The 25,308-nt window shown below is 41.1% G+C and carries 25 protein-coding genes and 1 pseudogene; 13 read left to right on the top strand and 13 right to left on the bottom strand.

The features are described 5' to 3' along the window. Nucleotides 1–7 precede the first annotated feature (7 nt). Nucleotides 8–3,184 carry a type I restriction endonuclease subunit R gene (locus tag ArsFIN_RS24255; protein WP_135679000.1) on the top strand — a complete coding sequence of 1,059 codons (3,177 nt, stop codon included), beginning with the start codon at nt 8–10 and terminating at the stop codon, nt 3,182–3,184. A 323-nt stretch (nt 3,185–3,507) separates the two neighbouring features. On the opposite strand, the gene ArsFIN_RS24250 is transcribed toward ArsFIN_RS24255, so the two are convergent. Next, nucleotides 3,508–4,059, bottom strand: a complete 552-nt coding sequence (locus ArsFIN_RS24250; RefSeq protein WP_026823925.1) for a ProQ/FINO family protein — start codon at nt 4,057–4,059, stop codon at nt 3,508–3,510. A gap of 3 nt (nt 4,060–4,062) precedes the next feature. After that, nucleotides 4,063–4,539, bottom strand: a complete 477-nt coding sequence (locus tag ArsFIN_RS24245) for an Rpn family recombination-promoting nuclease/putative transposase (protein WP_246067598.1) — start codon at nt 4,537–4,539, stop codon at nt 4,063–4,065. Nucleotides 4,540–4,666: 127 nt separating this feature from the next. On the opposite strand from ArsFIN_RS24245, the gene ArsFIN_RS24240 reads away from it, so the two are divergent. Then, entirely contained in the window at nt 4,667–5,125 is a 459-nt protein-coding gene (locus tag ArsFIN_RS24240; RefSeq protein ID WP_135678353.1) for a hypothetical protein, read from the top strand. Nucleotides 5,126–5,134: 9 nt separating this feature from the next. Next, a complete protein-coding gene (locus ArsFIN_RS24235; protein WP_135678014.1) occupies nt 5,135–6,337 on the top strand; it encodes an IS91 family transposase in 1,203 nt (400 codons plus the stop codon). A gap of 155 nt (nt 6,338–6,492) precedes the next feature. Here ArsFIN_RS24235 and ArsFIN_RS24230 read toward each other — a convergent pair whose 3' ends face one another. From ArsFIN_RS24230 to ArsFIN_RS24220, 3 genes are read right to left on the bottom strand one after another with little or no spacing between them, the layout of a single operon-like run. Beyond that, the gene (locus ArsFIN_RS24230) at nt 6,493–6,987 is read right to left on the bottom strand and encodes an Rpn family recombination-promoting nuclease/putative transposase (protein ID WP_246067597.1); all 495 of its coding nucleotides are present in this window, start codon (nt 6,985–6,987) and stop codon (nt 6,493–6,495) included. A 32-nt stretch (nt 6,988–7,019) separates the two neighbouring features. Continuing rightward, nucleotides 7,020–7,355: a hypothetical protein gene (locus ArsFIN_RS24225; RefSeq protein WP_135678998.1), complete on the bottom strand. Its 336-nt coding sequence runs from the start codon at nt 7,353–7,355 to the stop codon at nt 7,020–7,022. Between the two features lie 43 nt (nt 7,356–7,398). Then, nucleotides 7,399–7,662: a DinI-like family protein gene (locus ArsFIN_RS24220; RefSeq protein ID WP_135678996.1), complete on the bottom strand. Its 264-nt coding sequence runs from the start codon at nt 7,660–7,662 to the stop codon at nt 7,399–7,401. A 184-nt stretch (nt 7,663–7,846) separates the two neighbouring features. On the opposite strand from ArsFIN_RS24220, the gene ArsFIN_RS28465 reads away from it, so the two are divergent. The 4 genes and pseudogenes from ArsFIN_RS28465 to ArsFIN_RS24205 form a co-directional block, all read left to right on the top strand. After that, nucleotides 7,847–7,975 (top strand): hypothetical protein, encoded by a 129-nt coding sequence (locus ArsFIN_RS28465; protein WP_276489444.1) that lies wholly within the window; start codon nt 7,847–7,849, stop codon nt 7,973–7,975. Between the two features lie 46 nt (nt 7,976–8,021). Then, a complete protein-coding gene (gene istA / locus ArsFIN_RS24215) occupies nt 8,022–9,062 on the top strand; it encodes an IS21 family transposase (RefSeq protein ID WP_135678994.1) in 1,041 nt (346 codons plus the stop codon). Continuing rightward, a complete protein-coding gene (gene istB, locus ArsFIN_RS24210) occupies nt 9,049–9,810 on the top strand; it encodes an IS21-like element helper ATPase IstB (protein WP_135677409.1) in 762 nt (253 codons plus the stop codon). The genes istA and istB overlap by 14 nt, the downstream gene beginning before the upstream one ends. 66 nt (nt 9,811–9,876) lie before the next feature. Further along, nucleotides 9,877–10,995, top strand: a pseudogene (locus tag ArsFIN_RS24205) (IS91 family transposase); the annotation flags it as partial. Nucleotides 10,996–11,143: 148 nt separating this feature from the next. On the opposite strand, the gene parM reads toward ArsFIN_RS24205, so the two are convergent. The 6 genes from parM to ArsFIN_RS24175 form a co-directional block, all read right to left on the bottom strand. Further along, nucleotides 11,144–11,401 carry a plasmid segregation protein ParM domain-containing protein gene (gene parM / locus ArsFIN_RS24200; RefSeq protein WP_135678992.1) on the bottom strand — a complete coding sequence of 86 codons (258 nt, stop codon included), beginning with the start codon at nt 11,399–11,401 and terminating at the stop codon, nt 11,144–11,146. Nucleotides 11,402–11,574: 173 nt separating this feature from the next. After that, nucleotides 11,575–11,763, bottom strand: a complete 189-nt coding sequence (locus tag ArsFIN_RS24195; RefSeq protein ID WP_135678990.1) for a hypothetical protein — start codon at nt 11,761–11,763, stop codon at nt 11,575–11,577. Next, nucleotides 11,760–12,308, bottom strand: a complete 549-nt coding sequence (locus ArsFIN_RS24190; protein ID WP_135678989.1) for a ProQ/FINO family protein — start codon at nt 12,306–12,308, stop codon at nt 11,760–11,762. Before ArsFIN_RS24190 ends, ArsFIN_RS24195 begins: the two co-directional genes overlap by 4 nt. Nucleotides 12,309–12,311: 3 nt before the next feature. Next, nucleotides 12,312–13,253, bottom strand: coding sequence for an Rpn family recombination-promoting nuclease/putative transposase (locus ArsFIN_RS24185; protein WP_135678987.1), 942 nt, complete (start codon nt 13,251–13,253; stop codon nt 12,312–12,314). A gap of 213 nt (nt 13,254–13,466) precedes the next feature. Further along, nucleotides 13,467–13,676: a hypothetical protein gene (locus ArsFIN_RS24180; RefSeq protein ID WP_026824315.1), complete on the bottom strand. Its 210-nt coding sequence runs from the start codon at nt 13,674–13,676 to the stop codon at nt 13,467–13,469. A gap of 589 nt (nt 13,677–14,265) precedes the next feature. Beyond that, nucleotides 14,266–14,964, bottom strand: coding sequence for a LuxR C-terminal-related transcriptional regulator (locus tag ArsFIN_RS24175; RefSeq protein ID WP_026824316.1), 699 nt, complete (start codon nt 14,962–14,964; stop codon nt 14,266–14,268). 99 nt (nt 14,965–15,063) lie between these two features. Here ArsFIN_RS24175 and ArsFIN_RS24170 point away from each other — a divergent pair, with 99 nt between their 5' ends. From ArsFIN_RS24170 to ArsFIN_RS24145, 6 genes are all read left to right on the top strand, one after another. Continuing rightward, complete coding sequence (locus tag ArsFIN_RS24170; protein ID WP_051297225.1) at nt 15,064–16,338, top strand: purine-cytosine permease family protein; 1,275 nt, start codon at nt 15,064–15,066, stop codon at nt 16,336–16,338. A gap of 179 nt (nt 16,339–16,517) precedes the next feature. After that, complete coding sequence (locus ArsFIN_RS24165) at nt 16,518–16,976, top strand: hypothetical protein (protein ID WP_210409078.1); 459 nt, start codon at nt 16,518–16,520, stop codon at nt 16,974–16,976. Between the two features lie 9 nt (nt 16,977–16,985). After that, complete coding sequence (locus ArsFIN_RS24160; protein WP_135678014.1) at nt 16,986–18,188, top strand: IS91 family transposase; 1,203 nt, start codon at nt 16,986–16,988, stop codon at nt 18,186–18,188. Between the two features lie 276 nt (nt 18,189–18,464). Next, a complete protein-coding gene (locus tag ArsFIN_RS24155; RefSeq protein WP_135678723.1) occupies nt 18,465–18,776 on the top strand; it encodes a hypothetical protein in 312 nt (103 codons plus the stop codon). A gap of 155 nt (nt 18,777–18,931) precedes the next feature. Continuing rightward, on the top strand, nt 18,932–20,134 hold the full coding sequence (locus ArsFIN_RS24150; protein WP_135678014.1) for an IS91 family transposase: 1,203 nt from the start codon (nt 18,932–18,934) through the stop codon (nt 20,132–20,134). A 253-nt stretch (nt 20,135–20,387) separates the two neighbouring features. Continuing rightward, nucleotides 20,388–21,590 carry an IS91 family transposase gene (locus ArsFIN_RS24145; RefSeq protein WP_135678014.1) on the top strand — a complete coding sequence of 401 codons (1,203 nt, stop codon included), beginning with the start codon at nt 20,388–20,390 and terminating at the stop codon, nt 21,588–21,590. 155 nt (nt 21,591–21,745) lie between these two features. Here ArsFIN_RS24145 and ArsFIN_RS24140 read toward each other — a convergent pair whose 3' ends face one another. Together ArsFIN_RS24140 and ArsFIN_RS24135 are read right to left on the bottom strand one after the other, a co-directional pair. Then, complete coding sequence (locus ArsFIN_RS24140) at nt 21,746–23,419, bottom strand: site-specific DNA-methyltransferase (protein ID WP_135678985.1); 1,674 nt, start codon at nt 23,417–23,419, stop codon at nt 21,746–21,748. Between the two features lie 396 nt (nt 23,420–23,815). Next, nucleotides 23,816–25,267 (bottom strand): UvrD-helicase domain-containing protein, encoded by a 1,452-nt coding sequence (locus ArsFIN_RS24135; RefSeq protein WP_246067595.1) that lies wholly within the window; start codon nt 25,265–25,267, stop codon nt 23,816–23,818. Nucleotides 25,268–25,308 lie beyond the last annotated feature (41 nt).

Below are 25,308 nucleotides of genomic sequence, written 5' to 3'. Positions count from 1 at the left end.
AGTAAGTATGACCACCTTTAAAACTGAAGCACAATTTGAGCAGGCCTTTATTGAGGTACTTACCCAAAAGGGTTGGGAACCAGAGATTCTAAAAAACAAAACTGAAGCGGAGTTATTGCATAACTGGGCAACCATTTTGTTTGAAAACAACCGCCAACAAGACAGATTAAACGATGTGCCGTTAACTGACACCGAAATGCAGCAAATTATTGAGCAAATCAAAGAACTGAAAACGCCGCTCAAACTCAACGGGTTAATTAATGGTAAAACCGTCGCCATTAAACGCGACAACCCTGCCGATACCTTGCATCTTGGCAAAGAAATCAGCTTAAAAATATACGATCGCCAAGAAATCGCCGCAGGACAAAGCCGCTACCAAATTGTTCAGCAGCCCAAATTTGAACGCGGGAGCCCTTTGCGTAACGACCGACGTGGCGATGTACTATTACTGATCAATGGTATGCCAGTGATCCATGTCGAGCTAAAGCGTAGCGGTATTCCGGTTAGCCAAGCAGTGAACCAAATTGAAAAGTACAGCGCAGAGGGCATATTCAGTGGTTTGTTTTCGCTTATCCAAGTATTTGTGGCTGTGGAGCCAAACGAGACCAAATACTTTTCCAACCCCGGGCTAGACGGCAAGTTTAACCCCGACTATCAGTTTAACTGGGCCGATTTTAATAACGAACCCATGAACTATTGGAAAGACATCGCCTCTACCTTGCTTTCTATCCCTATGGCGCACCAGTTGATTGGTTTTTATACCGTCGCCGACGATACCGATGGCGTGCTTAAAGTTATGCGCAGTTATCAGTATTACGCCGCCAATGCGATATCTGACAAAGTGGCTAAAACCAACTGGCAGCAACTGGGTAGCGCTGCCAATAACCCTGATCGTCTCGGGGGCTATGTGTGGCATACTACCGGTTCGGGCAAAACCATGACTAGTTTTAAATCGGCACAGTTAATTGCACAATCGAAAGATGCCGATAAAGTGATTTTTTTAATGGACAGGATTGAGCTGGGTACCCAGTCGCTGACGGAATATCGCAATTTTGCTAGCGATAGCGAAGACGTACAAACTACTGAAAATACTCACGTACTGCTCACCAAATTAAAAAGCACCAACACCTCCAACACCTTGATTGTTAGCTCCATTCAAAAAATGAGTAATATTTTTGAAGAGGTAGACAATCAAGGCACAGCCACAAACTCTGCAGATATTGAAAAAATACGAGCTAAGCGCTTGGTGTTTATTATTGATGAAGCGCATCGCTCAACCTTTGGCGATATGCTGATTAAGATTAAGCATACTTTTCCACGCGCCTTATTTTTTGGTTTTACAGGTACACCTATTCAGGAAGAAAACGAAAAAAAAGGCAATACCACCAGTACTGTATTTGGCAACGAGCTACACCGCTATAGCATAGCAGATGGTATACGTGATGGTAACGTTTTGGGCTTTGATCCTTACAAAGTGCCTACCTTTAGAGATAGTGACCTAAGGAAAGAAGTTGCATTAGAACAAGCCAAAGCTGGTTCGGTTGCTGATGCGATGGCGGATCCAGCTAAAAAGAAAAAATTTAATCACTTTATAAAAGATGTACCTATGGCTGGCTACAAAGATGCCACAGGCAAATACCACAAAGGCATTGAAGACTATGTACCTAAAAGCCAATATTTAACTGTCACCCACCAGGAAAAAGTCGTTAGTGACATCTTAGATAAATGGGATGTGCTCAGCCAAAGCAATAAATTTCACGCGATTTTAGCCACGAATAGTATCGCTGAAGCGATTGACTATTACCGGCGTTTAAAAGCGGCTAAACCTGAGCTAAAAATCTCAGCCTTATTTGATCCTAATATTGATAACGACGGCAGTGGCGACCATGGCTCCACCTTTAAAGGTGATGGCTTAGACGAAATTATGGCCGACTATAACGCGCGTTACGGTCAGGATTTTGATTTTGCGCGCCATGCAGCTTTTAAAAAAGATGTAGCCAAGCGGCTTGCCCACAAAAAGCCTTACGAGCGCATTCATACCGATCCTTCGAAGCAATTAGATTTACTGATTGTAGTGGATCAAATGCTCACGGGTTTTGACTCTAAATGGCTTAATACCTTGTATTTAGACAAGGTAATTAAATACCAACATATAATTCAAGCATTCTCACGCACCAATCGCTTGTTTGGTCCTGATAAACCCCACGGCATCATTCGTTATTATCGCTATCCACATACCATGGAGCAGCACATTAATGCTGCGGTAAAACTCTATTCCGGCGATAAGCCTATCGGCTTGTTTGTTGACAAGTTAGAAAGCAATATTAAAGCCATGAATGAATTAGTGGATAACATTTCCGAGCTGTTTGTTAGCACCAGTGTTGAGAATTTTGAAAAACTACCAGACGATATAGAAGCCTGTGCCCAATTTGCCAAGTTGTTTAACACCTTTAGCCAGCACCTGGAAGCGGCTAAAGTACAAGGTTTGCATTGGGAACAGTCGGTCTATTCCTTTACTGAAAATGATGTAGAACATGAGGTAACGTTGGCTATAGACGAACAAACTTACCTGAGCCTGGCCCTGCGCTATAAAGAGTTAGTAGGCAAAGGTGATCACGATGTTGCAGGTGGCAGCGATGTGCCTTTTGATATCAGTGGTTATTTAACTGAGATAGATACCGGCAAAATCGATGCCGACTATATGAACAGCCGCTTTGATAAATATTTAAAAGAGCTGAACAAACACCAAAACCCTGCGAGCATTGAATCCACATTAAATGAACTGCACAAGTCGTTTGCAACGCTCACCCAAATTGAGCAAAAGTACGCCAAACTCTTCTTGCACGACTTGCAGCGCGGCGATGTGCAGCTAGTTGAAGGCCATACTTTCAGAGACTACATCAACATCTACAAAGATAACGCTGAAAACGCACAATTAAACGCCGTTGTTAATGCTCTTGGTTTAGATAAAGAACTACTCATAGCATTAATGGTTAATAGTGTTAATGAGAAAAACCTAAACGATTTTGGTCGCTTCGACGCATTAAAAGAATCGGTAGATAAGGTGAAAGCAAAAGTCTATTTTGAAAAACAAGATGGCGTAACCATATCTCTATTTAAATTGAATATACGCATTGATCTGTTTTTAAAGCAGTTTATTTGTAGTAGCTCAGACTTGAGCTGACAGCTACTGTAGTGGTCAAGAACGTAGCACGCTACTTTTTACCTGCGCCCAGGCAGGCAAACAGGCAACGGAATTGTTGTCAGAAAGACTGCATAACATGGAAAAAAAACGATGGTTACGCAGCTAGACGCAGGGTAAATGTGTCTAAAATTAGGAAATTAGGTTAGAAATCACACTATCTGAGGAAATGTTAACTGACCCCAAACACAATAAATCGATTCTCTCTCCTTTTTGCAATAATCGATGGCTTTTGCTCCTCACTTTAAAAGCGATTCAATTTCCTAACCATCAAGTGGATCAGTTTTGCATGATCGGTGACAGGGTTATGGGTTTGATTTTTTTCGCCGTGCTAAACGTTGCAAATTATCCTCAACATCGGCTTGGTTGACTTCTCCGACTATCTGACCTTCTTTGTCATAACGAAACACGCCTAACTGGATAAGTGCGCGATAATCAGCATGATGACAAATACTGCCTAGACAGGCTCTTAAACGCCTTCTGGCTATTGGTAAGCTCTTTTCTTTCACTTCCTGCCACATATCTTGCTGTATACCTACTTTCATTGGACGTAATTGATTTTCAGGAAATAGATTAGGCCAAAACGTGGTTATCTGGGAAATAGCCTCATCTAACGGCAATCGCTTTTTGGGCGGTGTAGGTGGTTTTGGAATTTTAACCTTCACTTCCTGTTTAGGTTTTTCAACCAGCTTCTTGGGCTGCTGTTTTACTACCTTTTGGGGCTTTGGTTTTTTTGCCTGTTTTTTGCGCGCAGGATTTACCCAGACCTTTTTACCGTAAACAGAGGTACTTGAGGTCTGCTCTTCTGGTGAAGCTTTTTTAGGACGATTGAGGGTTAATTTCTGGCGTTCAGTCATGACTTAATCTTTAAACAGGTTGATCATTTCATCATCATTTAAGCCCGTAAATTTCATCACAGATTGTCTGTCCATACCACTTTCGAGCATTTGGCGCGCTATCTTCATCGATGCATGTTTTTCGCCCTTTTGCACCCCATTTTGTTCACCAATTTGAATACCCTTTTGAATTCCTTCTTGAATTCCTTCAATTTTACCTTGTTGTATGCCTTTCTTAATTCCAATTTCTTCAATCTGTTGAGCAATAGTCATAAGTGCTCCTTCGTGTTTCTCTGATTGTTTAGCTATCCCAGTGATAAATTCCATTGGCTTTTTGGCGTTACCTTCTTGAATGAGATAGTTAAACATCGTGATGACTTGATTATCGGTATAATAATTATACGACAACAGTTTAACAATACTATCCAGTAATTCTGTCATATCCCTTCTGCGAATGTGTTTTTGCAGCAATTCTAATAGCGCCATTCGCTTGTGTTGCATGATTTCACCATCATGAACGTAGCACGCTACGCGTGAGCGGCGCAGCGGTGCTGCTTCGGGGATGTTAATGAGTTAAGTACTGTTTTATACTCTGCAGTAGGTTAATTTTTTTCAGGGATTCATCTCGATGGCTCGCAATAAATCTCCCAGAAAGCGTAAACCGGTTAAATCAGGCAGGCTGCCCGTCACTTCACGTGCCACAGCGCCTGTTTATCCGAAACGTTTTATGCTCTCTCTCCCACCCGAAAATGATGATGACAGACCGCCTGAATTTTTTTATGACACCCTAAAAGAAGCCATACGCCACTGCCTCCGACTCGGCCCCCAATTTTTTCTCGACACGCAGTATTACCCGCCGCTAGTCACGATTATCAGGGGTTTTAAACAACGCCAAGACCAAGCCGATGACGCTGGATACGACTACACTGAGGGGGGAATAACTGAAAGTCTGCCTGCCGATGAATTCATCACCTATACGGAGCTAGGAATAATCCCTGTTTCCTTTGAACCCTGGGATAAACACACCGATAACTGGGCTGACGAATCTGGCAATTTCTGTTTCTTTGGCAAGATGCCCATAAGGTAATTGAGTCAGATGTATATCCCTCGTCCTGCTAAACTACTTTTCACCATTGATGACGGTTGGAATAAATTCCTCGAAAAATACGGCGATAGCGTTAGTTCGTGGACGAGTTTATCTGTGGAGCGCATGCTTGCCTGCGGCACTTGTGCCATGGGTGTCCGGCGCTATTGTTGCGCTTCGTCTGATTGTTCTCACAGCCGTTTTTTCTGCCAAAGCTGTAAGTCAAAAGCCTGCAGTTCATGTGGCTTTAAAGCCACCGAGCAGTGGTTAGCACAGCAGGTTCATATTTTACCCGACTGCGACTGGCAACACATTACTTTCACCATGCCACATCTCCTTTGGCCTTTTTTTAACAATAACTGGCCGCTACTTAATGCTCTGTTTCGGGCAGCCACTCGAGCTATGCTGCAGTTGGCTCGCAAACAGGGTATCGAAATTGGTATTTTCTGTGCCTTGCATACTTATGGCCGGCAACTCAATCAACATCCGCATGTTCATGTTTCCGTCACTCGAGGGGGTTTGGATAGTAAACATAGTGTATGGCGAAAGCTGTTTTTCAAAAAAAAGGATGTCGAAGAAATCTGGCGAGGGGCTGTTATCCGACTACTGCGTCACAGTTATGATTTAATTAACCCTGGCCTTCTTCCCGGTCTTGGCCATATCCGTGACAAAAAACATTGGCGGCGTTACTTGAGGGCGCAGTACGGACGTTATTGGAAAGTGCACTTTGCTAAAAAAACGAAAGGGGCATGGCATAGTGTTAAGTACCTCGGTCGCTACCTTAAACGCCCACCGGTATCTGCGTCAAAACTGCGGCATTACCGAGGGGGTGCCGTTGTTCATCACTACCATGACCACCGAACTGGCCAGCATCGGCAGCAGACTCTGCCGCAGGAAGAGATGATTAGACGCTATATAAGCCATATTCCGGCCAGGCATTTTAAAATGGTGCGTTACTCTGGTTTTTTGTCGAATCGTAAACGAGGAAAACTATTGCCGAAAGTGTATAAGGCACTTGAGATGACGGCACGTAAAAAACCGGAGAACCCAGGTTTTTCTGTGCTGATGAAAGGATTTCTGCGTACCGATCCGTACAAATGTATTCTGTGTGGCGACAGGCTGCTTTTCACCGGGGCGCAAATGGGTAAAAAAGCAACGGAATTGTTGTCAGAAAGACTGCATAACCTGGAGAAAAAGCGATGGTTACGCAGCTAAACGCAGGATCAATGTGTCTAAAATAAGGAAATCAGGTTAGAAATTACACTCTCTGAGGAAATGTTAACTGGCACTAAACACAATAAATCGATCCCCATCTCCTTTTTGCAATAAGGGATGGCTTTTGCTACTCACTTTAAAAGCGATTCAATTTCCTAACCATCAAGTATGGTAACATCGGCTAACTTAAAAGGATTGGTGTAGATACTTTCTGCCAGTTTTCTATCTTCAAAGCAGTCTAACCAGTTCGTGCTATAGGGGTGAGGGCTTTGCTCACCGCAATAAAACAGGATGGGAAACACCAAGGGTAATTGCTTGTTTCCGTCCTCTAGATGTTTCTGCATGGCAGCAAGGCTATAGCGCATTAATCGCCATGCTATGAGCTTGTCAGGTGTGGACTGGTGCTCTATGAGAACATAGATATATCCGTTTCCCTTCTTGGTGTTAACAGAGTAGAGAATATCACTCTGGTAATTTTTCATTTCACTATCGATAAATGAGCCAGATTCCACTTTTAGGCTCTCTAAGTCACACAGCGCTTTAATCTCATCGGGTAGCCAAATGTCGAAGAAGTCTTTTGCCGTCTCTTTTTCACTTAAAAACTGCTTAAATACCGAATCGTGTGGCGTTGGGGTGAATTTCTTATTCATCTTGTAATATTCGCTTTTAACTTAGAAAAATATCAATGAAGAGAGTTTGAAGGACAAGGTAAAAAGACCTTACCTTCCATTATCTCTTTGCTCACTTCCTCAAAATCATCAACATCAATTACATAGATTGTTGATGAATTCTTTGGCACAAAATAAAAATTAACGGGAGATAGCGAAAGCTCATTAGAATTAATGTAACTCACTTCTCCGACTTCCAGAAATGTTGATAATCCCTTATCAATACAGTAATCGGCTGCTTCATCGTAAGTATCAAAAAATTGTGAAGAATGCTGATTCTTAACATCAAATACCAAAAACGGTTTAGCTACAAAGACATGGTCTTTGCGTTTGATGTTTAACTTTTTCAAACTGCGGTTTTTACTCATACGATATTTTCAATGGTGTTAATGTCTAAAGAGGGAGCCAACTATCATCTTCCCAAATTTTCTCTATCGCTTTCATTACTTGTTTTTTTTCTTCACCTTTAACTCCAGATATATTTATCCCCTGAGATGAGCTTTTTCTAACCCTCAATATCATATCAGAATAACGAATACCTATTTTTTTTATAATTTCTTTTTCCAGCGCTGACATCGAACCCTTTGGCATTCCCTGGATGTCTCTTTCTGTGAATTTAATATCAATGTTTAACATAACACCCTCAATGCTGTTCATTTATACAGTATAAGTGTATTGTAACGCTTGTCAAAAGTTCCTTTAAACTGATAAAAAAATAAGTGCATGAATTTGCATAAAAGTGCACAAATTCGCAGAACATAAGCACGCCTTTGGCGTGAGCATCGCGGCAAAGGCGCTCTATTTCTAGGCAATTCCCTTCTCGTCTTTTATACTCTGCTCTATGTACATCCCCAGACCTGCAAAACTGCTATTTCAATACGATGACGGATGGAACCTTTTCATCGAAAATAATCACGTGGATGAATGGTGTCACCGATCATGCAAAACTGATCCACTAACGATCATCTAAAACTGATCCACTTGGTATTATTCGCACATTTTTGTACGGATAATTTATGTTAACCAAGGAGATATTTGTGGATATTCATGTTCGCTTTGCACAAGGACAAAGCCTTCGAAAAATTGCCAGTGAGTTGGGTATATCCCGTAACACCGTAAAACATCATTTACAACAACAGACAATGCCAACTTATGCTAAAAGAAGTCAACAACCGACTAAATTATCCCCCTTTAAACCTTATTTGCTTCAGCGAATTGAACTGGCTAAACCTGATTGGATCCCTGCAACAGTCTTATTTGATAAGGTAGTTGAAAACGGCTATCAAGGTGGTATTGCTCAATTACGCCGATTTGTTTGTCAATTTAAACCAAGCATTGTTCCCGAAGTAGTCGTCCGTTTTGAAACACAGCCAGGTCAACAAATGCAAATCGACTTCACCAGCATCCGGCGAGGTAAAAAATCGCTGAAAGCGTTTGTTGCAACGCTAGGCTATTCGCGTGCGAGTTATGTAAAGTTCTTTGATAATGAACGAGCAGAATCGTGGCAGCAAGGTTTAAGAGAAGCTTTCGACTACTTTGGTGGTGTACCACAGGAAGTATTGTGTGATAACGCAAAATCCCTCATCATCGAACGGGATGCTTATGCAGAAGGTGATCATAAATTACATGTCGAAATGCTTCAAATGTCGAAAGATTACGGGTTTAAATTGAAGGCTTGCAAGCCCTACAGGGCAAAAACGAAAGGGAAAGTAGAGCGCTTTAACCACTATTTAAAAAACAGCTTTATCGTGCCATTAAACACCGACCTTCGTGCTCATAATCTTGAACTGGATATTGAAATAGCTAATGCAAAAGTGGGTCCATGGTTACAACGCGTTGCCCATCAGCGAATTCATGGAACAACGTTAGAGAAGCCAGCAGATAGATTAGCTAAGGAAGTTAAGTCTCTTCTACCCTTACCAGCAAGGGTTTGCCAATCTATCCCACAGACTAATACGCTTAATATCCCTATCGTACCGCCCCTTGAATCTGTCAGTTTGCAACACTCAATCAGCGTATACAAAGCATTACTGGGAGGTGAACATGTTATTGCATGAACAAATTGAACACCTGTGTGAGTCATTGAAATTAAATTCTATTCCGACTCATTGGTCATCACTTGCCGAAAAATGCATTGCCCAAGACAAAAGCTACGGAGAGTTTTTACTGTCCCTGTTAAAATGTGAGCAACAACAACGAGATGAACGAACTCGTAATCTTTTGAGTCGGATGGCAGGATTCCCAGCACATAAAGAACTTAATACGTTCGATTTTAAGTTTGCAACGGGGATCCCCAAACAACACATACAGGAATTAAGCGCATTAACGTTTATTGAACGTAATGAAAATGTCGTGTTGCTTGGCCCAAGCGGTGTAGGCAAAACGCATTTAGCTATTGGGTTAGGATTAAAAGCAGTACAGGCCAAGAAGAAAACCCGCTTTACCACGGCAGCTGAACTGATGTTGCAACTCTCAACTGCCAAACGACAAAATAAGCTCAAACAATATCTATCACGTTCGGTGATGGCCCCGAAGTTGTTGATTATCGATGAGATTGGATACCTGCCGTTTGGGCGAGAAGAAGCAAACCTGTTTTTCAATGTGATTGCCAAGCGTTATGAGCATGGCAGTGTCATATTGACGAGTAACCTATCATTTGGGCAATGGCCAAGTGCTTTTGCTGATGACGCAACATTAACTGCCGCTATGCTTGATCGTTTACTTCATCATTCGCATGTACTGCAATTAAGCGGTGAAAGCTACCGATTGAAAGATAAGCGGCGCTCAGGAGCAATAACTGAGTAAAACAGTGGATCAATTTTGATTGATCGGATTTAGATAAAAAGTGGATCAGTTTTCGGTGATCGTTGACAATGGCAACTACTCTCTGTCGAAAAGATGCTCGCCTGCAGCACCTGCGCTATGGGCGTTCGCCGTTATTGCTGTTCTTCACCTGAATGCTCTCATTCACGCTTCTTTTGTCAAACCTGTAAATCCAAAGCCTGCAGTGCGTGTGGCCTCAAAGGCACCGAACAGTGGATTGCCCAGCAGCGCCATATTTTGCCGGATTGCGAATGGCAACATATTACCCTCACTATGCCTCACCTACTTTGGCCTTTTTTTAACAATAACTGGTACTTGCTCAACCAACTCTTTCGCTGTGCAACCCGCGCCATACTCAAACACGCCAAGCGCCAAGGCCTCGAAATTGGCATTTTTTGTGCGCTGCATACTTACGGTCGCCAACTCAATCAACATCCGCATATTCATTTATCCGTCACGCGTGGGGGACTCACTCAATATGACACCTGGAAACCGATTTTCTTTAAAAAGAAAGACGTTGAAAAGGTCTGGCGCAGTGCGGTCATTCGACTCCTTAGGGATAACTATTTTCAGTTACAACCCAATAAATTGCCTGGCTTCGGGCACATTCGCAATTATCAGACCTGGTGCCGTTACCTTAATGCCCAGTTTCAACGTTATTGGAAAGTACATTTTGCCAAAAAGACACGCGGGGCCTGGCATAATGTGAAATATCTGGGCCGTTATCTTAAACGTCCCCCTATCTCCGCTTCTCAATTGAAACACTACAGCGGCGGCACCGTGGTTCATCATTACTATGACCACCACAGCCAACAATACAGACGACAGACCTTATCCCAAGAAGAAATGATACGGCGTTATGTCAGTCATATCCCTGCGCGACATTTTAAGATGATCCGTTATTACGGTTTTTTAGCCAATCGCAAACGCGGGTGCTTATTACCGAAGGTGTATGAGGCGTTAGACATGATATCTCCTAATGTGCCTGAAAAACCTGGGTTTGGGGCCCTTATCAAAGGTTTTTTAAATACTGACCCGTACCAATGTATTTTATGTGGAAACCGATTGCGGTTTATGAGTGCGGAAAAAGGAATACACGCCGTCACTTTACTGTCAGAAAGGCGGGATAAAATGGTCAAAAAACGATGGTTACAAACCGCAGCCTAGGAGCAGTGTGCCTATTATTAGGCTTTTAGATGATAATTTAACCGAATTACTGTTCTCATGGTTAATCAACGAGAAAACTGTCAGAATTTAATAGAAATATTAAGTTCAAAACACCTCCATTAATGCCTTACTGTATTGATTGAGATTCCTAACCATGAACAGAGAGCAAATTTTCATCGCTATATTGATAATTAACCGTTGTGGTTTCGCTAGCGTTATTAATTCCATCGTTAAAAGAATAACGTTTGCCCTCTATTTCATAGTTATAAATGTTTTGTCCAAAAGCAAAATTCCAGTTTCCCGCTAAAAATGAGGTTTCTGTTATTTTTGTCACTAGCTTTTTTTGCTCATCAGCGTAAGCCAGCTTCACGAAAGTAGAGCCATCATCACAAAATATCTTTTTCATAAAATAATCCTTATTGGTATTAATTTAATTACCAATAGTAAACCAAAAATAAAAAAATCAAAATAAAAACACAAAATAAACCCAATTTGGTTAATTAAATAAAACCAATTAATGAAAATAATAAAATTAAAAACCAATCTGGGTTTATTTTGGTATTGTTTTTAATAAGGGATTTATTTTATTTCGCCCACTCTTTGGAGGATTTTAAATGCGGTGGCTTTTTGTTTCGGTGAAATGTTATTCCATTGCCGATACGAAGTGATGACATTATTTAAAAAACGGACTTCCCAATTTGTTAGTGTCGGATATTTTTTCCACAAAGTGGCATTTTCAGCATGAGCAATTAATTCAGATTCTTTCATTTATCTTTGTTTCGCCGTGCTAAACGTTGCAAATTATCCTCAACATCGGCTTGGTTGACTTCTCCGACTATCTGACCTTCTTTGTCATAACGAAACACGCCTAACTGGATAAGTGCGCGATAATCAGCATGATGACAAATACTGCCTAGACAGGCTCTTAAACGCCTTCTGGCTATTGGTAAGCCCTTTTCTTTCACTTCTTGCCACATATCTTGTTGTATACCAATTTTCATTGGGCATAACTTGCCATCAGGAAATAGACTAGGCCAAAAAGTGGTTATCTGGGAAATCGCTTCTTCTAACGGCAATCGCTTTTTAGGCGGTGTAGGTGGTTTTGGTATTTTAACCTTCACTTCCTGTTTAGGTTTAACTACCGATTTCTGGGGCTGCTGTTTTGCTACCTTTTGGGATTTCGGTTTTTTTAACTTTTTTTTGGACGCAGGATTTACCCATACCTTTTTACCATAAACAGGGGTACTTGAAGTCTGCTCTTCCTGAGAAGCCTTTCTAGGTCGATTGAGGGTTAATTTCTGCCGTTCGGTCATGGTTTAATCTTTAAACAGGTTACTCATTTCAGCATCACTTAAGCCCGTAAATTTTATCACAGATTGCCTATCCATGCCACTTTCTAGCATTTGGCGCGCTATCTTCATCGAAGCCTGTTTTTCGCCTTCAAGTTTGCCTTTTTGAACACCTTTTTGTTCACCAATTTGAATACCCTTTTGAATACCTATTTCTTCAATTTGTTGAGCAATAGTCATAAGTGCTCCTTCATGTTTCTCTGATTGTTTGGCTATCTCAGTGATAAATTCCATTGGCTTTTGAGCATTACCTTCCTGGATGAGATAGTTAAACAGGGTGATAACTTGATTATCGGTATAATAATTATACGACAACAGCGTGACAATTTCATTCATAAGCTCTGTCATATCCCGTCGGCGAATGTGCTTCTGTATCAGCGTTAACAAAGCCATTCGCTTATGTTGCATAATCTCACCATCTTCAAGTGTGGTGACATCTGCTAACCGAAACGGTTGCGTATAGATACTTTCGGCTAGTTTTCTATCATGAAAACAGTCCAACCAATTCGTGCTATAGGGGTGAGGACTTTGTTCACCACAGTAAAAGAGTATTGGAAATACCAACGGTAATTGTTTGTTTCCGGCTTCTAAATGCTTTTGCATGGCAGCAAGACTATAGCGCATCAATCGCCACGCAATGAGTTTATCAGGGGTGGACTGGTGCTCTATGAGAACATAGATATATCCACTTCCCTTCGTTGTACTGACTGAATAGAGAATATCACTCTGGTAATTTTTCATTTCGCTATCGATGAATGAGCCAGATTCTACTTTGAGGCTATCCAAGTCACACAGCGCTTTAATCTCATCCGGTAGCCAGATATCGAAGAAATCTTTAGCCGTTTCTTTCTCACTTAAAAACTGCTTGAATACGGCATCATGGGGCGTTGGAGTAAATTTTTTGGTCATTAATGTTAATGCCTTGTTTTACCTAACAATAGGGTATTTAACAATTTATCACAATTGAGTAAAATTTTATCGTTAGGGTAATTCTTTTCTTCTTCCAGATTTCTTTAACGTAAAAACTATATGAAATTGCTGTATTCAATGCGCTGTCGTCATTTTCAGCGCATTTTTATTTTTACATTGGTAGGGGTGGGATGAGTTGAATTTTTTTCTAATTTAGCAATTTTTGGGCGTGTATATTCGGGTTCCGCTTTCTCCTATCAAAATCCCGTTTCCGCCGATAACATCAAAGTGGTACATCAATCCTTTTTCTGTCATTTCTCGCTTTCTCAATTTCACGATTTTTAACATTTCTTCGTTATGAAGAACGGACATGCCAGCCTTCAAATGTCGAAAGGTTGTTCTGTATTTTCTGGGCTGAATCATGAGTATTTCCTCTTTGTTATCAAACGGAAAATAGAAATATCAAAAATCTTTTGTTTTATTTAAAAAAAGGGAATATGCTACTTTTTTGCTACATATTCCCTTTGGGTGTTTCCCTGGTGTTGGTAAGTAAAAATTAATCTTTAAAGCAAAATAATTATTATTGTATTTCCCTGATGTTGGCCAACTTGACAGCCTTAATCATCTATAAAATCCCCGTTTCTCGGGGTTTTTCATTATTAAAATTCTGTTATTTTTATTTGAAAAATCTAATTTGTATTCGTACATCAGCCTTCCCTTATCAAAACAAGAGAAACAGAAGTCTAGACACCAGATTTGAAATTGAGATCGGGTGGCAGACTGAATGGGGTTGATACTACCGGACTTAAGAAGACGGCGAGCCTTTCGGCTCCCCCACCCAGCCCACCATTGATAACATGAGCGAAGGATGCCGGCACTATACTACATGCCGGTCTTAAGCCTACGGGGTATCAATCCCGACCTATGATTTATCATAGGAGTTTTTAGATTACTTACTTTTTTTAATAAAAATACACCTAAATATTAGGTGTAGACAAGAAAAAATAAATCATTAATTGACTAACTGTACACCTTTACGAATAAAATCAGCGGGAATATAACTATCAAGCCCTGTATGTTCACAATATTCAATAAGCTGAAAGATACTATGAATATCAGCTTTTTTATAAATTGCCTTCAAATGTCCTTCTACCGTTTGATGAGAAATATTTAACCTTTTAGCTATTTCTTTAGAAGTGAGCCGTTGTTGTGCCCAAAATATGACCTCCAATTCTCTCTTAGTAAAGAGGTCATTAGGCGCATCTATTTGTATTATCTTTCGATTAAATCTATTTATGTAATAAAGTAGTGTTGGTATTTCAATTTGTCTACCATAACAAACCAACCCAATTATATTATTTTTATCGTCGTAAAGAGGTGATTTTTCTGATAAATGGGGTATTAAATAACCTGTATTTCCATATCCGTAACGGTGAATATCTATAGATGTTATTCTCCTATTTTGAGATATTACTTTTTGGTCATGATTTATAAAGTCAGGCCAAAGCTCTTCACATATTTCAGTTGGTACTTCTTTGTCTGACTTCCCTTCTGGATTGAATTTTTTAGGAAATCTAAAAAATTCAAATGCGGCATTATTTATAAAAGTATATTTTGAGTCATTGTCCTTTATACACCAGTGATCTTTGCTATTTTTTATGAATGATATTATAGAGCGAATTGATGACAGTTTATTTTCATAAATATTCATGGTATCACCTTTAATTAAAAAATTAATTGGACGGTTTAAGTATAGTATTAAGGGTGGTATTTTTAATATCGAAAATAAATTAAAAGGAAGTAAACGATAATGAAGATTTCTAAAGATGAATATGTATTTAGCCGATTACCAGAAGAAAAAAAAGTAAGTTTGTTTGACATTACAATAGTTCGTATTGGTATGGCGACTTCGTTAGCTCAATTTATGTTGGGCGCCACATTAGGTCATAGAATGACATTTATCGAAGCTATGATAGCTACGACGCTCGGTAGTTTAGTTTTAGTATTTGTTAGTTTTGGTTTGGGTTATGCTGGCATGAAAGAAAGTTTATCAACCAGTGTGTTATCAAAAATGTGTGGCTTTGGAAAAATAGGTTCTATATTAATAGGATTTATTATTTCCATCAGTTCATTAGGGTGGTTTGGTATTAATATATCGCTTATTTCTCAAGGATTTGTTAATACAGTTTTTCCTAATATTAGTTTAGGATTGATTACTGTTATGACGGGATTATTCTTTACTATTCTAGTCTCATTTGGTTTTAATGGCTTAAGTATTACAGCTAAGCTAGCAGTACCATTATTTTTGATGGTAATATTATTTGTTAGTTTAAAAGAAGTTTTTTTCAGTCCAATTAATAATTTCAATTTTTCGCATCCTAATGGTAAATTACTTTCTATAGGGGATGCAGCTACAATGGTGGCTGGATTATTTATTGTTGGGGCGTTAATTACCCCTGATATTAGTCGATATTGTAAAAACGACAAACATGTATTTTGGATGATATTTAGTTCTATTCTTGTCGGCGAGTTTTTTATTAATGGTATAGCTATATTAGTTTCTCATGCATTAGGGACTGATAATGTTGTAGAAATAATGTTACATAGCGCTGGATTTATTGGACTACTTACAATTATTTTATCCGCAATTAAAGTTAATGACACAAACCTTTACTCTTCATCAATTCACATATCAGCTTTTCTAGAAGCTATTACAAAAAGAAAATCTAATTATTCTGTAGTGACTATTATTCTTGGTTTATTTGGTACGTTATTATCAGTCCTTGGTATTTTAAACTATTTCGTTGATTTCCTCTCCATGCTTGGTGTTATTTTTCCACCAATAGCCGGTGTGATGCTGGTTGATTATTATATTTTGAAAACGAGTCGAAAAATACTAGATAAAACCAGAGAAAAAGGGTTATTACCTGACGATTCCTCTACGCCACTCATTGGCTGGTCGGCTATTATTGCCTGTATTATAGGTACTATCGTTGGTGTAGTACTTAAATTTGGCATCCCTTCTTTAAATTCTATTCTGGTGGCTGGCTTGGCTTATTGGGTATTAATGAAGGTAAAATCATGAGTAAAGAAATTTTGCTATATTTAAATTGAATTGCTGATATTAATCCTTTGGATCTCTTCTAGCTCTGAACGTAGCACGCTACGCGTGAGCGGCGCAGCGGTGCTGCTTCGGGGATGTTAATGAGTTGAGTACTGTTTTATACTCTGCAGTAGGTTAATTTTTTTCAGGGATTCATCTCGATGGCTCGCAATAAATCTCCCAGAAAGCGTAAACCGGTTAAATCAGGCAGGCTGCCCGTCACTTCACGTGCCACAGCGCCTGTTTATCCGAAACGTTTTATGATCTCTCTCCCACCCGAAAATGATGATGACAGACCGCCTGAATTTTTTTATGACACCCTAAAAGAAGCCATACGCCACTGCGTCCGACTCGGCCCCCAATTTTTTCTCGACACGCAGTATTACCCGCCGCTAGTCACGATTATCAGGGGTTTTGAACAACGCCAAGACCAAGCCGATGACGCTGGATACGACTACACTGAGGGGGGAATAACTGAAAGTCTGCCTGCCGATGAATTCATCACCTATACGGAGCTGGGAATAATCCCTGTTTCCTTTGAACCCTGGGATAAACACACCGATAACTGGGCTGACGAATCTGACAATTTCTGTTTCTTTGGCAAGATGCCCATAAGGTAATTGAGTCAGATGTATATCCCTCGTCCTGCTAAACTACTTTTCACCATTGATGACGGTTGGAATAAATTCCTCGAAAAATACGGCGATAGCGTTAGTTCGTGGACGAGTTTATCTGTGGAGCGCATGCTTGCCTGCGGCACTTGTGCCATGGGTGTCCGGCGCTATTGTTGCGCTTCGTCTGATTGTTCTCACAGCCGTTTTTTCTGCCAAAGCTGTAAGTCAAAAGCCTGCAGTTCATGTGGCTTTAAAGCCACCGAGCAGTGGTTAGCACAGCAGGTTCATATTTTACCCGACTGCGACTGGCAACACATTACTTTCACCATGCCACATCTCCTTTGGCCTTTTTTTAACAATAACTGGCCGCTACTTAATGCTCTGTTTCGGGCAGCCACTCGAGCTATGCTGCAGTTGGCTCGCAAACAGGGTATCGAAATTGGTATTTTCTGTGCCTTGCATACTTATGGCCGGCAACTCAATCAACATCCGCATGTTCATGTTTCCGTCACTCGAGGGGGTTTGGATAGTAAACATAGTGTATGGCGAAAGCTGTTTTTCAAAAAAAAGGATGTCGAAGAAATCTGGCGAGGGGCTGTTATCCGACTACTGCGTCACAGTTATGATTTAATTAACCCTGGCCTTCTTCCCGGTCTTGGCCATATCCGTGACAAAAAACATTGGCGGCGTTACTTGAGGGCGCAGTACGGACGTTATTGGAAAGTGCACTTTGCTAAAAAAACGAAAGGGGCATGGCATAGTGTTAAGTACCTCGGTCGCTACCTTAAACGCCCACCGGTATCTGCGTCAAAACTGCGGCATTACCGAGGGGGTGCCGTTGTTCATCACTACCATGACCACCGAACTGGCCAGCATCGGCAGCAGACTCTGCCGCAGGAAGAGATGATTAGACGCTATATAAGCCATATTCCGGCCAGGCATTTTAAAATGGTGCGTTACTCTGGTTTTTTGTCGAATCGTAAACGGGGAAAACTATTGCCGAAAGTGTATAAGGCACTTGAGATGACGGCACGTAAAAAACCGGAGAACCCAGGTTTTTCTGTGCTGATGAAAGGATTTCTGCGTACCGATCCGTACAAATGTATTCTGTGTGGCGACAGGCTGCTTTTCACCGGGGCGCAAATGGGTAAAAAAGCAACGGAATTGTTGTCAGAAAGACTGCATAACCTGGAGAAAAAGCGATGGTTACGCAGCTAAACGCAGGATCAATGTGTCTAAAATAAGGAAATCAGGTTAGAAATTACACTCTCTGAGGAAATGTTAACTGGCACTAAACACAATAAATCGATCCCCATCTCCTTTTTGCAATAAGGGATGGCTTTTGCTACTCACTTTAAAAGCGATTCAATTTCCTAACCATGAACGTAGCACGCTACGCGTGAGCGGCGCAGCGGTGCTGCTTCGGGGATGTTAATGAGTTGAGTACTGTTTTATACTCTGCAGTAGGTTAATTTTTTTCAGGGATTCATCTCGATGGCTCGCAATAAATCTCCCAGAAAGCGTAAACCGGTTAAATCAGGCAGGCTGCCCGTCACTTCACGTGCCACAGCGCCTGTTTATCTGAAACGTTTTATGATCTCTCTCCCACCCGAAAATGATGATGACAGACCGCCTGAATTTTTTTATGACACCCTAAAAGAAGCCATACGCCACTGCGTCCGACTCGGCCCCCAATTTTTTCTCGACACGCAGTATTACCCGCCGCTAGTCACGATTATCAGGAGTTTTGAACAACGCCAAGACCAAGCCGATGACGCTGGATACGACTACACTGAGGGGGAATAACTGAAAGTCTGCCTGCCGATGAATTCATCACCTATACGGAGCTGGGAATAATCCCTGTTTCCTTTGAACCCTGGGATAAACACACCGATAACTGGGCTGACGAATCTGACAATTTCTGTTTCTTTGGCAAGATGCCCATAAGGTAATTGAGTCAGATGTATATCCCTCGTCCTGCTAAACTACTTTTCACCATTGATGACGGTTGGAATAAATTCCTCGAAAAATACGGCGATAGCGTTAGTTCGTGGACGAGTTTATCTGTGGAGCGCATGCTTGCCTGCGGCACTTGTGCCATGGGTGTCCGGCGCTATTGTTGCGCTTCGTCTGATTGTTCTCACAGCCGTTTTTTCTGCCAAAGCTGTAAGTCAAAAGCCTGCAGTTCATGTGGCTTTAAAGCCACCGAGCAGTGGTTAGCACAGCAGGTTCATATTTTACCCGACTGCGACTGGCAACACATTACTTTCACCATGCCACATCTCCTTTGGCCTTTTTTTAACAATAACTGGCCGCTACTTAATGCTCTGTTTCGGGCAGCCACTCGAGCTATGCTGCAGTTGGCTCGCAAACAGGGTATCGAAATTGGTATTTTCTGTGCCTTGCATACTTATGGCCGGCAACTCAATCAACATCCGCATGTTCATGTTTCCGTCACTCGAGGGGGTTTGGATAGTAAACATAGTGTATGGCGAAAGCTGTTTTTCAAAAAAAAGGATGTCGAAGAAATCTGGCGAGGGGCTGTTATCCGACTACTGCGTCACAGTTATGATTTAATTAACCCTGGCCTTCTTCCCGGTCTTGGCCATATCCGTGACAAAAAACATTGGCGGCGTTACTTGAGGGCGCAGTACGGACGTTATTGGAAAGTGCACTTTGCTAAAAAAACGAAAGGGGCATGGCATAGTGTTAAGTACCTCGGTCGCTACCTTAAACGCCCACCGGTATCTGCGTCAAAACTGCGGCATTACCGAGGGGGTGCCGTTGTTCATCACTACCATGACCACCGAACTGGCCAGCATCGGCAGCAGACTCTGCCGCAGGAAGAGATGATTAGACGCTATATAAGCCATATTCCGGCCAGGCATTTTAAAATGGTGCGTTACTCTGGTTTTTTGTCGAATCGTAAACGGGGAAAACTATTGCCGAAAGTGTATAAGGCACTTGAGATGACGGCACGTAAAAAACCGGAGAACCCAGGTTTTTCTGTGCTGATGAAAGGATTTCTGCGTACCGATCCGTACAAATGTATTCTGTGTGGCGACAGGCTGCTTTTCACCGGGGCGCAAATGGGTAAAAAAGCAACGGAATTGTTGTCAGAAAGACTGCATAACCTGGAGAAAAAGCGATGGTTACGCAGCTAAACGCAGGATCAATGTGTCTAAAATAAGGAAATCAGGTTAGAAATTACACTCTCTGAGGAAATGTTAACTGGCACTAAACACAATAAATCGATCCCCATCTCCTTTTTGCAATAAGGGATGGCTTTTGCTACTCACTTTAAAAGCGATTCAATTTCCTAACCATGAACCCTGGGATAAACACACCGATAACTGGGCTGACGAATCTGGCAATTTCTGTTTCTTTGGCAAGATGCCCATAAGGTAATTGAGTCAGATGTATATCCCTCGTCCTGCTAAACTACTTTTCACCATTGATGACGGTTGGAATAAATTCCTCGAAAAATACGGCGATAGCGTTAGTTCGTGGACGAGTTTATCTGTGGAGCGCATGCTTGCCTGCGGCACTTGTGCCATGGGTGTCCGGCGCTATTGTTGCGCTTCGTCTGATTGTTCTCACAGCCGTTTTTTCTGCCAAAGCTGTAAGTCAAAAGCCTGCAGTTCATGTGGCTTTAAAGCCACCGAGCAGTGGTTAGCACAGCAGGTTCATATTTTACCCGACTGCGACTGGCAACACATTACTTTCACCATGCCACATCTCCTTTGGCCTTTTTTTAACAATAACTGGCCGCTACTTAATGCTCTGTTTCGGGCAGCCACTCGAGCTATGCTGCAGTTGGCTCGCAAACAGGGTATCGAAATTGGTATTTTCTGTGCCTTGCATACTTATGGCCGGCAACTCAATCAACATCCGCATGTTCATGTTTCCGTCACTCGAGGGGGTTTGGATAGTAAACATAGTGTATGGCGAAAGCTGTTTTTCAAAAAAAAGGATGTCGAAGAAATCTGGCGAGGGGCTGTTATCCGACTACTGCGTCACAGTTATGATTTAATTAACCCTGGCCTTCTTCCCGGTCTTGGCCATATCCGTGACAAAAAACATTGGCGGCGTTACTTGAGGGCGCAGTACGGACGTTATTGGAAAGTGCACTTTGCTAAAAAAACGAAAGGGGCATGGCATAGTGTTAAGTACCTCGGTCGCTACCTTAAACGCCCACCGGTATCTGCGTCAAAACTGCGGCATTACCGAGGGGGTGCCGTTGTTCATCACTACCATGACCACCGAACTGGCCAGCATCGGCAGCAGACTCTGCCGCAGGAAGAGATGATTAGACGCTATATAAGCCATATTCCGGCCAGGCATTTTAAAATGGTGCGTTACTCTGGTTTTTTGTCGAATCGTAAACGAGGAAAACTATTGCCGAAAGTGTATAAGGCACTTGAGATGACGGCACGTAAAAAACCGGAGAACCCAGGTTTTTCTGTGCTGATGAAAGGATTTCTGCGTACCGATCCGTACAAATGTATTCTGTGTGGCGACAGGCTGCTTTTCACCGGGGCGCAAATGGGTAAAAAAGCAACGGAATTGTTGTCAGAAAGACTGCATAACCTGGAGAAAAAGCGATGGTTACGCAGCTAAACGCAGGATCAATGTGTCTAAAATAAGGAAATCAGGTTAGAAATTACACTCTCTGAGGAAATGTTAACTGGCACTAAACACAATAAATCGATCCCCATCTCCTTTTTGCAATAAGGGATGGCTTTTGCTACTCACTTTAAAAGCGATTCAATTTCCTAACCATCAAGTTCGGTGTAAAACTGCGCTTTCTGGATTTGATGTACAAAATACGCATTCAACTCCATCAGTTCAGCATAAACAAAACTGCCACCACCTTGCCAGTGGACGTCTTTGGATATACCGCCTTGTTCGCCATCAATAACTTTTTGCAATCGTGGAACAGTAATATCATTAATGTAATCCATCTGCTCTATACCAATGTAACGGCGGCTCATTTTGTGAGCTGTAGCTGCAGTTGTTCCACTGCCGATGTGAAAATCTAAAACTATATCCCCTTTACTGCTTGCTAGTTCTAATGCTCGTTGAACAAGCCCTTCTGGTTTTGGGTTTTCAAATACGATGCCATCAAAGATTTTTTGTTGATGTTTTGTCGCATTAGTTGTTGTATCTGTAGAGTTCCATAGAATTATGTCAGGACTTATGGTATCCCAGATCGTTGACGCTGATTTACCTTTACCTGCCTGTATCGCATCTTCTAAGTAAACTTTGAGCTGAGGTTTTGCTATTCCACTAGTACCGAACTGTATCCGGTTGTTTTTTAACAAAGATAAAAATTCATTTTCTGTCGTTCTCCAATGTCGACCCTTTGGTGGGATATGAACACTCCCATTGGTAGGATTGGTTATTTTATATGAAAGATTTTTTCTTTCATTTGGAGCGTCAAACGGTTCTACTTTGTATTTACCAAACTCATCTTCTAAGTTAAACCCTTCGACATCTAAAGCCATCCTAAAACTATTTTTATTTATGCTTTTTTTGTTTTTGGCATAAGTTAGAACGTGGTTACTGGATATTGATATCAATCCATCACTAGAGATTGACTTTCTTGATTGCCATATTACATCTGCAATAAAATTCTCTGGTGAGAAAACTTGATCCATTAAAACTTTGAGATAATGAGCCCCATCATCAGATATTGTTATATAAATTACCCCATCACTACACATTAGATCCTTGGCTATCTCTAATCTATTTTTCATGAACACCAACCAAGAAGATAGCTTGAAGTTTGAATTATATATAAAGGTATCAGCAGGTTTGGTATCATGGAAATAATATGGTGGATCGATAAAAACACATTTTATTGATGATTGGTATTTAACTTTTAGTGAATGCAATACAATTAAATTATTACCTTTGATGATTAAATTATCGTTATTGTGAAAATCAATAATGTTTTCTTCAATGTTATCTTTAGTGTAACGTTTTGCATTAGTTAATACCTTTGGTGATAAAAGGCAATCTATCTCATCACGGGCAATAATTTCATTGTAATAAACCTCATCTTTACCCTGATCTTCTTTCGTCATTCCACCTTCGAGCACGCAATCTTTAAACGGGAAGTCTAAAACTACGTCGGAGCTGTAATCAAGGTATTTCCCTTCACTGGTTAATCCGACTTTGTTGCGGTATTTGGTGAAGCTATTTGCCCAGTATTCTTTGTATTTCAGTAGGCTACAAAGCTTTCCAAAATCAAAAATAAAAATTCCGTCAATATCCGTGCCGTAAACTGATTTTATTTTTTCATTACTCACTAACGCTTTGATGACTTCCGGTTGTTTGCGATTGATAGCTTCAATTACCATCGTTCGGTGTAATTCCTCACCGTTCCAAAACTGCGGAAATGCTTTTAGTACCCTGTTCAGTTCTCGGAACAATTTAGTTTGCATACCATTACCTTATGATGGAAGAAAAATAAAATGAATCATAATAAATAGTAACTTTTTCAGTTATCTGTTCAAAGTCGGATAGTATTATAAATATCAAAAGTTGCTTATTTGTGAAAAATTTCCGTTAACGGCATTCTTTTTTTGGAGAGTTGGTGTATATTTTTTACTCATCCGATATCTTCAATAATTGCTCACGTCAGATTGAATTATGGCAAACAAACCCGCTATATTAAATATGCTATTTATTCATTATCTATCAAACATCATAATCCAGCCATACAAAAACGCACCCTATCTTCTCAGGTGCGTCTATTTTTTGTTACTGGTATTTTTCATGGCCAACCACAGAAAAATGGCTCACAATCGATTACAAGCTCTTCTAGAGGTATTACTGAATTAATCCTGTGCCGTTTTTTCATTCTCAGCAACGTTGGCTAGAATATTTACCAACAATTTATTGATGATAAGTGTCTTCTTCGCTCTGGTCGCGGAAACATACAGCAAATTCACTTCATCCCTAAAGGCTGCTTTGTCCATTTCAGGGTCAAAAAGATTATTCGGAAAGTCATTATTGATTTCGACGATATCCCATTCCAGTCCCTTTGCGCGGTGGGCAGTGGTAACCGTAACCGTTGCTTCATCTTCACTGTCTACCGTTCGTTTGCGTAAAATATCCACTTTCTTCGGTAACGGGGTAAATCTTTCGATGATTTTGATAGATTGCAACATTTCCTGGTCACCACTGGCATTCGCCATGCGCTTATAATTCGAATAATTGCGATATTCGGTGTAAAGCCGTTGGTGACTCATCTTTTTTCGCTTGCCGAGTGAAAACCAGTGAAGGTTAATTAATTCATCGATACGATAAGCCTCTATCCCATTGACCCAATAGATAGTCGCTTTTTTGCTACTGGCTTCCAGCGCTGAACCAATCACCCCTGCTACCGTTCGACTGAGGATGGCGCGGTGAGGAAAACCTTGCTTAGGAATATCAATGAGAATGTCATCTTTTTCACCTCTGCCAACCACCTGATGCGTTTCACCGTTCATGGCCAGTAATGCATTCGCCATATCCGCGATACAGGCACCAAAGCGAAAGCTATGCGTTAACCAGAGTCGGTCAGCATCACTAAGCAAAGGGGCTTTTAACGCATCGACCGCCCCTCGAAAACGATAAATCTGTTGATGGGCATCCCCCACCATCACTAACTTAGTGCTTTGACGAAACACAATATCGTGAGTAACCGGATTAGCGTCCTGTGCTTCATCAAACAAAATAACGTCAAAACGAGGGGAAAGGTTAGGTTGGGAGAGTTGGTACAGTTTTAAATACATATCATGAATAACAGGGAAATTATCAGCAAGGTCAATCATTCGATGCCAGAGCCGTTCACTCTGGATGACAACATCATTAGCGGTAAATGATTTTTTAACTTCCCCCATCAATATTGAGGGACAGTGGCGTAACATAATCTGATTATCCACGCTGCACATAAAGTTCTTTAAGGTGTCCTGAATCGCTTTTACGTATAGCCAGTCATCGCTCTGAGTGGCATTAGCAATGTCAAAAAGCCGCAGAGAATTGGTTAATCGATTAGCATAATTTCTACCAAAACCAGGCCATGCCAGTTGATGGGATGTTTTACAAAGCACATTAGCGGGAAATTTCTCGTCTGCCTCCTCCCTCACTGAGCGATTAAACGCGATGTAGAGCATCCGGAGTTCGGGATGCTTTTCAGCATATTTCACTAGGGTTGAGGTTTTTCCTGTTCCGGCAAAAGCATTAACCACAAGCTTATCGCCCTGCCAGTCAATGACGGCTTGTTGTTCTGGCGTTGGATTTATCAAAATTTTCTCCTGCATAACTTAATGCTATAAGTTTACCAGAG

The sequence above is a fragment of the Arsenophonus nasoniae genome, from assembly GCF_004768525.1.
Taxonomy (GTDB): domain Bacteria; phylum Pseudomonadota; class Gammaproteobacteria; order Enterobacterales; family Enterobacteriaceae; genus Arsenophonus; species Arsenophonus nasoniae.
This window is presented reverse-complemented; position numbering and strand designations above follow the sequence as displayed.